Origin of the sequence: Acetobacter sp. DmW_136 (assembly GCF_008690365.1) — a bacterium.
In the GTDB taxonomy this organism is placed as follows: domain Bacteria; phylum Pseudomonadota; class Alphaproteobacteria; order Acetobacterales; family Acetobacteraceae; genus Acetobacter; species Acetobacter oryzifermentans.
The window spans coordinates 1-8,373 of sequence record NZ_VHON01000047.1; the positions used below are offsets into that span (position 1 = coordinate 1).

Consider the following 8,373-nt stretch of genomic DNA (forward strand, 5'->3'; position numbering starts at 1 on the left):
CGGTCAGCAGGACATAGGCTGCGGCCGAGAACCACAGCCGGAGCTGGTTGGCCCGGATGGTGTGGGACGAGGTCCTGTCTGAGAACAGATGGAGGGTTCGAAAAACCTTTGACTGAGTGCTCTTGTGCGTGATTTCAGGTTCCTTATCCTGATTTTTGCTCTGCGATTTGAGCAGACCGGGGAGTATCGCCACCGGGGTGACTACGTGCCCGCATTCAACCTCTCGAGGAAGAGGAAGCGGCGCATGTTGTAGACAATATTGGCCAGGCCGATCCTCATTGTGGCCCGGGTGATACCCACTGTTCGGACGAACAGCCCTGTCTGTGATTTCTGATCGGCAAAGACATGCTCGACACGCGAGCGGATCACCGACTTCCCTGCATTGGACCGTTGGATATGGCGTGGCATAGGCTTGAGATGCGGCTTTTTCCTGTGAACCTTCGAGACAAAGCCCTCCTTTTCCATGAAGTCCTCATTGGCTTTCGAGCGATACGCGGTGTCGGCCCAGACCGTTGAGGCCGTATTGGTTTTATCCAGCAGGCCCTCGCGCAGTCTGGCACCATCACTGGCAGCGGCATCCGTCGTCTTCCATTTCCGGATCAGTCGAAACTTTCGATCGATAGAAACATGTGATTTGTAACCAAAGAACGGAATGGCGAGGTCCGTGGTCGGGAGCGTCCCGTCCTCCTGCCGCTTTGCCTTCGTGAACTTCAGCGTCCAGCGGGCGTGCCTGTCCTTGTGGGACAGCTTTGCTGGCTTGTCCTGCCAGTCCTGTGGGATCCGCCCTTCACGAAGATCCTCTTTCTCCCCGTTGGTATTGCGCTGCTTTGGCGCTGCCACCAGCGTGGCATCCAGGATCTGGCCGGACATCGGCAGATACCCAGCGTTACGCAGGGTGGCGTCAAAGCGCTCGAACACCTGCTGGATGGCGCCTGCCTCGGTCAGACGCTCACGAAATAACCAGATCGTTTTGGCATCCGGAACGCGGTCCGAAAGCCCCAGACCAAGAAAGCGCATGAAAGAGAGACGGTCATTGATCAGATACTCCGTTCGGTCGTCGGACAGATTGTTCAGCGTCTGGATGACTAGGATTTTGAACATCAGCACCGGATCAAACGGCGGACGGCCGCCTTTGCTCCTGTCTGAATAGGCCAGAGCCTGCTCCAGATCAGGGCGGAACGCCTCAAAATCCACAGTCCGGGAAAATGCTTCAAGTTGGTCACCAAGCCCACTCAACCGAGCAAGCCGTTCAACATCAAAAAAACCAGACTGTTTCATGAGCCATCCCCCCAATCATCACACAAAAGAGGGAATCACAGAGAGAGACCTAAAACCAGAGAGTTTTTCGAACCCTCCAGCTTCACTACCTGCCCCCTATAACCATTTACACAACAAATACTTAAGTTTAATTAAAAATACACTTGGAACATTGATAAAATACTATCAAAATTATGATAATTTTCTTTTTCGTAATATTTTGTGTGTGAATAATCCAAAGAAATTCGTATGATATCCAAGGGATACCAATTTATATTTACGCTCCATATATTTTGCTTGCCCCCAGATACATCACTATTTTCTAAATCCATTTGAGAAAACCTTGTCGCCAGTTCTATGACTCCCATGGCATGGCAGAGGGTAGAGACTTTCTGATCACATGATGGAGAAGCAAAACTTGCAGATGTGGGTTTCCATGCTCGCGGCTTTCCAACCAATGTATATGCCGCAGTAATATACCATCCATAAAAATTTTGACGGTTTATTCTAGAGTTTTTATTTTCATTAACAATTAAATTATAGTATTCGCTACTTATTAATAGTTTCTTCCATGCAACAGCTCCCTCTAAACCAAAAGCACCAGCGCTCTTTGCTGGAATATTACCTGTCTTTATATATTTATCATTTAATCCATCGCCGTTTTCAGGTGTATCTGAAAATGATACACCTTCTTCCATAGAATTTTTATGAGACGGTCGAAAAACCCACTCACCTGATATACCTACATGCATAAGGAATTCTTGGGTATGTATCGGTAGAATCACAGATCTAAAAACAATTGCTCTTTGATTACCGTCTTTTCCCGGGCCAGCTGTCCCAGCCGTTCCAGAAATGGCTAAATGATAGTAATTTCCGTAAAATAACGCTTGCACTGCCTGACGATTTGCACCGGCGGCAAGTCCACGGGTAATTGTTGCAACGCTTGCCCGTTCAGGAAAAATGCTATCACCTCTGGGCTGCATTGATGACAGTCCAAAACTCGGATTGAACACTCCGACAGAAAATTGAAAATGTTTCAAACCAGTATAGCTGGCAGCACCTTCGAATAGACGCATTTGTCCACCGGGAGCCGCCCCAAAGTCCCAAATGGCACCGATCTTGACCTGATTAGCTATATTAATTCTTACCCCGTTACGGATATGAGGGCCACTAGCAGATGGAGAAGAGTGCTGATTGCCATGTATATTACTACCCACCTCGAGTTGATCTTGTGCAAAAGGGTGGATAATAACTTTCCCTACAACGATATCTTTAACAGTTTTGGCAAAAGCATCGGAGTCAGAAAAATTCGAAACAATCAAAATACAGAAAATAAACTTTTTATTTTCCCACATAATTTTTCATATACTTCATATCATTTTCTTGTGGAACCGAGTTTACCAATATGTTTTTTTCTGTAAGATCAAGAAATCTTTTAGTTCCGGAACGAACAATAGATAAACCAATATTAACAAAATCTTTTTGTTTCCAAGGCTTTTCTTTTCCTAAAGACAAACATACAGCATAAGCTGCGCCAGCTAAGTATAAATCTAATTCTTGTACATTACGATTTTCTTCAAAACATAATTGTCCGATTTGTTCTCCAACATACTCAGGATCAAATCTGACTCGTAATGACATGACGTAAGACCCTTACTTGTTTCCATATGTGCACATTATCTAACGTGTTTTTGTTACAAAAAGGCATTTTAAATTACAAATATTTTTTATGTTATTATAATACATGATTTGCGCAAATATTTTTGGGCAGAATTTTTCTGACAGGAGTATACCCGCAACATATCTGGCCATCCCATTCTTTGGTTATAAATCGTATCATTCAAAAGTCAATGAAGACTTCATAGATAAAGAGGGTTTCGTCTCGAAGGTTCACAGGAAGAAGCCGCGCCCCAACCCATGACTCCGTCATATTCAGCGATCCGATGCAGGCAAGTCCGTGATCTGATCACGCGTTGAGCATGTCTTTGCAGATCAGAAATCACAGACCGGACTATTCATCCGAACTGTCGGTATCATACGGGCCACCATGAGGATCGGGCTGACCAATATCATCTACAATATGCGACGTTTCCTCTTTCTGGAACGGGTCAGTGCCACAGCATAGCAGTCCAGAGCAGGAAGCCTTCTCCTTGCTCAAAACGCAGATCAGATGCCATCGCAGAAATCATCAATCAGTATGCCAAAACTCGAAAAATACCAGCCAACCTTACCAAAATAAGAGTTCTTCGAACCCTCCATCTGATTGCACAGACCACACCGGTGCCAGCGTCCTCATAATATCAGGTCTTAAGTTGAACTGGAACCGGGGAGGTGCGTAACCGCCATAAAGGCACTTTCACTCTCTGCCTGTAGGCTCTCTTTCTGCGCAGGCAGAGAATGTATGGTCTTAAAACGTGGCGGAAAGGCTTATATTGAAGGAGCGACCCATGCCCGGCAGAGCACGAGTGGTGCCAATATAGCGTGTATCACCCAGAGAGAGACCACCCAGCGGCAGATAGTAGGGCTGGTTGAGCACGTTATCAATTCCGGCATCCAGCGTTAGCATCTTCCACGTGTAGCTGCCGCCAAGGTTCAGCAGGGCGTAGCCTGCAGTGCGGGGTTCGCCACGTAGCCAGTCCACCGTGTCCTTGGGTTTGACAAAGTTCATCTCCACCCGGCCTGTCCAGTGTCCCACCGTTTCATGCACCGCCACCGTACCGTTAAGCGGCATCATGTGGTACAGGCCGGAATGCGTGACCTCATCCTGCCCACGCACCCAGTTGAGCACACCGGTGACTTCACCCTTGCCATATTGCGCCGTGTCCCACAACGTGTAATGGCCAGAGGCGTTAATGCCGTAGGTCTGAGCGTTGTGATTGGCAAATTGCAGCAGATGATACCCATTGGAGAAGGTACGAAGCTGCACCACGTTAATGTAATTGTGTACGTAACTGTAATAAGGCTGCACCGTCAGGCCCCATCTGTTGGCGGCAGTGGGGTCATGCCAGTCCAGCGTCACGCTGGCCGTGTTAGCGATTTCTGACTTCAGATCCACGTTGCCCACATAGCCGTTACCATCGCCAAACCAGCCGATCATGCTGGAAGACATGGTGCCACGGCCCCACGCATAGCGTTCATACAGGTTGGGCGCGCGGGATTTACGGGCGTAGCCGCCTTCCAGCGTAAAGCTGTCTGTTACCTTCCAGCGGGCCATAGCGGTGACATCAAAGTTCACATCCGTCCGCCCCCGGTTGCGGGCGTTGAAGGCGCGGGCCGCCATGGCATCCGTCATGTTCATCATGCCAGTCCAGGAATAGGGGGCCACGTCTCCCGTGTTCATCATGATCAGATCATTGCGGAACCCCAGCAGGGTGGAAACGCGCGGCGTCCAGTGGGCTTCCCACTCGGCATAGTGGCCCAGCCGGTCGCGGTGACCGTTATTGATGTTGTGGTAGGTATCCGGCCCCATCATCATGCTGCCTTGCAGCGGTGGCCACCAGTCATTCAGCCCCACATGGTCAAACCCGCTGCCCAGTTTGAGCGTGTGGAAACGGCCGAGCGGAATGGTGGCCTTGAGAGAATAGCCCGCCAGACGGGACGCATTGTTCATGGGCATGCCGGTAGTGGCGGAATGGCCACCCTTGTCTGCCAGCATGTCCATGGCGTGGGTAATGCGCTGCCAGTAGCCGCGGGCTTCAAACGTGCCCCAGTCAAATGATCCGGTATATTTGCCGTTTACAAAGGTGGAGCGGTTGTTGGTCATATCCATATACTGGTTGGCAAAGCCCTCGCGCGGGGTATCCTGTTGCCCCACGGTAATGGCCACCAGATGGTTGTCCTTGTGCAGGCCCACCGTTACGGCGTGATTATAGGTCAGGTAATTGGTGGAGTGCACGGTGCCCATGCCCGCGCCACCCCGATAATCGCCTGACTGATCATAAGAACCCGTATAGCGGATGCTGAGCAGATGGTTGGCAACCGTAACGGAACCTGAAGCCCCGTAGGCCCCACCATTGCTGCGGTAGGTACCACGCACCCGGCCTGTCACAAGAATTTTTCCCTTGCGGGCAAAGCGTGGGTCTGCCCGCTCCACATCAATGGTGCCGCCCAGACTGTCGCCTCCGCTGCTGACAGGGGTCAAGCCCGCAATGCTGGTGGCAGTCTGCACGCTGTCCGGATCAATGTAGGAGAGGGCGGGGTTCATATGGTTGGGGCAGGCGGGAGATATGCGCACGCCATCCACAATGGTGGCGATGCGATCATCTGCCATGCCATTCAGCACGGGCAGGTTGGCCAGCCGCCCGCCGCCATAGGAACTGAACCCCGGCTGGTTACGAAACAGTGAGGACACGTCCGGACTGGAAAGCCGAGACATGCGCTGCGAGCTAGCATCGGGCGAAGACGCTGTCAGCGGGGCATCCGAGAGGGAGGTTTCCTCTTCCTCATCCGTTGAGATATCCAGCCGGGGCAAGGTGACAACGGAACTGCCAGAGGCCGTGTTGCTTTGTCTGGCACTACCCTGTGCAGCCGTTGTTTGCTCCTGCGCGGCGGATATGGTGGGGGCCGCGTACACCGCGGCAATAACCCACGCCCACGTCGGCACGCGGCGTGGGTTGATAAGTGTAATCATGAGAACAATCCTGAAAACAAAGCGTACAGAACTCTTTTCCGGTTATGGGGCCGGAAAGGCGTGAAGAGGCTTTGGTTCAGGCAGGAGGCCCACATGAGGGGGGCAGACCAAGCAAAACGCTCGGCGGTGCGCGTGGGGTGGAGGCATGACTGCCACGCCGCATCCACCGCAGAACGGGTGGGGGCACCAGCATTACGGCCATGGGAAGCGCCGCTGGTAGCGAGAGCAGCGGACAGAGTGGACACCCATCCGCCCTATGGTGATGGCCGGAATGCGACTGGGTGGATTTACCCGCCATGGCCGCAGCCATGTGGTGGGCACGACCTACCGCACCTTCTGGTGAGGTAAGGCCCGAACTCTTCTGCCTTGTGTGAGACGATGTAGAGCCAGAGAACACTGCACCAGCGGGCGTTGCATCCAAAACGTCATCGGGGACGGAGAGGGAAGCGGCAATATCCATGCCCAGAAGGCGGACTATGGTGGTGCGGGGCAGTTCATCCGGTTGCGCAAAGCTCTGAAGGGCAAGCAGGCCGAGAAAGCCCACCAGTGTCACCACCACCAGCGGCCATTTCAGCAGTGTATGCAAAGAGTGGGAGGGGCGAGCCATCAGAGCAGCCTGAACTCCTGTCTGTGCGGGCCATGGTAGGATGGCCCAAAAATGGGGTGGGGCTTTGCTTTATTTGTCTATTGGGGGCTTTGTGTCAAACGTGTGACTGCCGCGAAAGTAATCTTTCTGATTGAAGGCAACGGCCAGAGGTATAAAACTACGGAAAAAGCCCACACAGACCACGCAGAAAACGGGCGGAAAACAGGCAGGCACGCGTGTAAGGCGGCATGAGTAGCAAGGAGTCGCAGCCGTTTGGGCGCTTGGGTGTATCTGCCTTGCGTTGTGGGTATGGGCGGTTCAGGACCAAAGGACAAAGGAACGCGGACGGGTGAAACCGCACGGCAGACTGGGGCAGGATGACGGTGCATTAACGCCAGACGTGCGTGCGCCGGAAATCTGTCCTCCTCTGGCACCGCCGGAGAGGGCCGTGTTCTCTGCTCGCCAGAGCCGGACCAGCCGGGTGTGGAGTCTGGCTCTTCTGGCGGCAGTGGCGGGGCACGGGGTGATTACAGCCTGCCTGCTGGTGACATTGCACCCCAGACATCCGCCTGAAGCACCGGGGCAGAAAGCTGTGGAGATGGTGTTTGAATCTCCGGCCAGCAGGCCCGCCAGCACCGCGAACCCCGCTTCTGTGACCCCGCCGCAGGAACCGCAATCTGTTCCCGCTCCATCTCCTGAGCAAGCAGAACCGCTCAGTGTGCCTCCTGCGGCTAACCTCACTCATGCCGCGCAGCCCCCTGAGATGACGCTGCCAGATGAGGCGCTTGCCTCCCCGCTGGAAGCGCCAGTCACGCCAGCGGATGCACCACCCGTACCGCCCATGACCGATATCTTGCCGCCTGCGAGTGTGCCCGCGCCTGTTGCCGCGCAGAAGGCCGCTTCCGCACATGAGCACCGGCCTTCCGCTCCGTCTTCTCCAATGCTCCACAAGGCGGCTGTGCCACCTCCACCCAAGGCCAGTCCGACTTCGCATTCTCCAGAGGGAGCGACACCTCCTGCGGCTCAGGGCTCTGCTGCTGTGCAATCGGCGGCGGCATCGGTGGCGCATGTGGCCAAAGGGAGCGGGGCGCGCACGCTTACCTGCACCCCACCGCAGACGCATTATCCCCCCATGGCCCGGCATCTGCACGAAGAAGGAGAAGGCGTGGTGGAGGTCACTCTGGCAGCAGACGGGGGTATTGCCGCCACCCGACTGGTGCAGAGTACCGGCTATGATGATCTGGATGCACAGGCGCTGGCCGCTGCCCGTGGGTTGCACTGTGCCGCACCGGCGTCCGCCCCCATGGTGGGACGGATTCCGGTGGGGTTTCATATTCGTTAGCGTAGAAAATAAAGTTTTTTTACTGCTATGTGCCGTGTTTGATACATTGAGCCCCCATCCCTGTGCAGTATAATGCCCCCGATTTCGATCAGGGGCGGCAGGCTCATGGTGTACACATTCTCATACGCGCAGCGGCATCAGTATGCAGACGCATATAACAAGATGGAGGGTTCGAAAAACCCTTTGGCTCTGAGCTGTTCTGTGTGATTCCATTTCTTCGGCGTTGATTGGGGATGGTGGAAGATGAAGCAGCCTGGTTTCTTTGATGTTGAAGAGCGCCTTGCTCGGCTGAGCGGGCTTGGCGATCAGCTGGAGGCCTTTTCCCGGACTGTGGATTTTGAGGTGTTCCGCCCTGATCTGGAGCTGGCTCTAGTCTATTCGGACGGAAGTAAAGGCGGACGTCCGCCGTTTGATCCGGTGCTGATGTTCAAAATTCTGGTCATCCAGACGTTGAACAATTTGTCTGATTGAATTGCCCCGGGTTTTGTGGAGACGTTTTTTATCTGATTTAAGCGGCTAATGCATGTGATTTCTGTTGTGCATAAAAGCGTGCCTCAG

Annotated in this window: 6 protein-coding genes and 3 pseudogenes; 3 read left to right on the forward strand and 6 right to left on the reverse strand. The window is 53.4% G+C overall.

The annotated features are described in order from the left end of the window. From FKW31_RS16610 to FKW31_RS13680, 4 genes and pseudogenes are all read right to left on the reverse strand, one after another. Positions 1 to 193 (reverse strand): annotated as a pseudogene (locus FKW31_RS16610) (hypothetical protein); the annotation flags it as partial. An 8-nt stretch (positions 194 to 201) separates the two neighbouring features. Further along, positions 202 to 1,278 carry an IS5 family transposase gene (locus tag FKW31_RS13670; protein WP_087636558.1) on the reverse strand — a complete coding sequence of 359 codons (1,077 nt, stop codon included), beginning with the start codon at positions 1,276 to 1,278 and terminating at the stop codon, positions 202 to 204. 131 nt (positions 1,279 to 1,409) lie between these two features. Beyond that, positions 1,410 to 2,612: an OprO/OprP family phosphate-selective porin gene (locus FKW31_RS13675; protein WP_087636559.1), complete on the reverse strand. Its 1,203-nt coding sequence runs from the start codon at positions 2,610 to 2,612 to the stop codon at positions 1,410 to 1,412. Continuing rightward, positions 2,599 to 2,898, reverse strand: coding sequence for a hypothetical protein (locus tag FKW31_RS13680; RefSeq protein ID WP_019088957.1), 300 nt, complete (start codon positions 2,896 to 2,898; stop codon positions 2,599 to 2,601). Before FKW31_RS13680 ends, FKW31_RS13675 begins: the two co-directional genes overlap by 14 nt. Before the next feature lie 139 nt (positions 2,899 to 3,037). Here FKW31_RS13680 and FKW31_RS16190 point away from each other — a divergent pair. Continuing rightward, a pseudogene (locus tag FKW31_RS16190) lies at positions 3,038 to 3,382 on the forward strand (IS5/IS1182 family transposase); the annotation flags it as partial. 282 nt (positions 3,383 to 3,664) lie between these two features. Here the strand turns inward: FKW31_RS16190 and FKW31_RS13690 are convergent. Next, positions 3,665 to 5,887, reverse strand: coding sequence for a TonB-dependent receptor (locus FKW31_RS13690; RefSeq protein WP_019088958.1), 2,223 nt, complete (start codon positions 5,885 to 5,887; stop codon positions 3,665 to 3,667). 76 nt (positions 5,888 to 5,963) lie between these two features. Beyond that, positions 5,964 to 6,494 carry a DUF2946 family protein gene (locus FKW31_RS13695; RefSeq protein WP_087636560.1) on the reverse strand — a complete coding sequence of 177 codons (531 nt, stop codon included), beginning with the start codon at positions 6,492 to 6,494 and terminating at the stop codon, positions 5,964 to 5,966. A 328-nt stretch (positions 6,495 to 6,822) separates the two neighbouring features. Here FKW31_RS13695 and FKW31_RS13705 point away from each other — a divergent pair, with 328 nt between their 5' ends. Next, positions 6,823 to 7,815 carry a TonB family protein gene (locus FKW31_RS13705; RefSeq protein WP_019088960.1) on the forward strand — a complete coding sequence of 331 codons (993 nt, stop codon included), beginning with the start codon at positions 6,823 to 6,825 and terminating at the stop codon, positions 7,813 to 7,815. Between the two features lie 243 nt (positions 7,816 to 8,058). Further along, a pseudogene (locus FKW31_RS13710) lies at positions 8,059 to 8,283 on the forward strand (transposase); the annotation flags it as partial. Between the last annotated feature and the right edge of the window lie 90 nt (positions 8,284 to 8,373).